The sequence below is a fragment of the Peptoniphilus indolicus ATCC 29427 genome (genome assembly GCF_000227315.1).
Taxonomy (GTDB): domain Bacteria; phylum Bacillota; class Clostridia; order Tissierellales; family Peptoniphilaceae; genus Peptoniphilus; species Peptoniphilus indolicus.
On sequence record NZ_JH165126.1, the window covers coordinates 1 to 1,146 of the forward strand.

Genomic DNA, 1,146 nt, shown 5'->3' on the forward strand with positions numbered 1-1,146 from the left:
CAAAAAGCATCTTATTGCCCTTATTTGTACATTTTAGTTATGACCTATACTACGAATTTTCCCTGTTTGAGTGATTTAAAAAGTAAGTCACTCTTTCTTTATGTTTGAATAACTTACATTAATTTAATATAATTAACACAAATGTAAATTATGTAGGTGATTAAACGGCATACGAAACTAACGATAATAGAACAAGAAACAAAAAGATAAGTATTTTTTTTAATGATAAAGAATTGTTAAAATTACAAAATCTTAAAGAAAAAACGTCTAGCAAAACATACAGTCAGGTAATAAGAGATTTATTAATTAAAGGAAAAATTGAAAATTTTGAAGTTAAAAAAGAAAATTTAGATAATATCAGAAATTTAACTCAAGAAATAAATGCTATTGGAAAAAATATTAATCAGATTTCAAGAATGGTTAATTCCGGACAACCTGTTTTTCAATCTGATATAGATTATATGAAAAAAGAAATTGAAAATATAAAGTTAAAAGTCATGGATTTGTTATAGTATTTAAAATGTTCTTGATGAAAGGAAATAAATATGAACGAATACAATTTAAAAGTTTTAAAGAATTATGTAAATAAAAATAAATATTATCTTTCTGAAAACACAATTTATAGCTTAGAAAAAGACTTTGAATTAAGATTTCATCATGAATCAACTAAGATAGAAGGAAATACTTTAACTTTAAATGAAGTAAAAACAGTACTTGTAGATGGAGTATCTATAGGAGGCAAGTTATTAAGAGAAATATATGAAGTAACTAATAATAATAAGGCTTATGAATATGTTAAAAATCAAGTTTTTGAAAATAAAGAATTATCAGAAGATACTATAAAGGATATTCATGAAATAGTTGTTGAAAATATTTTTCATGGAGGAATTTATAGAACAGAAAATGTAAGAATACTAGGAGCATCTTTTATTCCGCCTACATGGGAAAAGATAAGAAATGAAATGAAATTTTTTATGGAAGATATGAAGAGATACCCTGAAGGCATAGAAAAAGCTGCCTGGATTCATGCTGAATTTGTTAGAATGCATCCTTTTGCTGATGGAAACGGAAGAACAGCAAGATTATTATTAAATTATGAATTAATGAAATTAGGCTACTTATCTATTAATATAAAATCAGAAAATA

Annotated in this window: 2 protein-coding genes; both read left to right on the forward strand. The window is 24.3% G+C overall.

The annotated features are described in order from the left end of the window. Positions 1 to 233 precede the first annotated feature (233 nt). Positions 234 to 512, forward strand: a complete 279-nt coding sequence (locus HMPREF9129_RS10270; protein ID WP_004823547.1) for a plasmid mobilization relaxosome protein MobC — start codon at positions 234 to 236, stop codon at positions 510 to 512. 33 nt (positions 513 to 545) lie between these two features. Next, positions 546 to 1,146: Fic family protein (locus tag HMPREF9129_RS10275; RefSeq protein ID WP_004823548.1), on the forward strand; the 601-nt coding region annotated here is incomplete at its 3' end.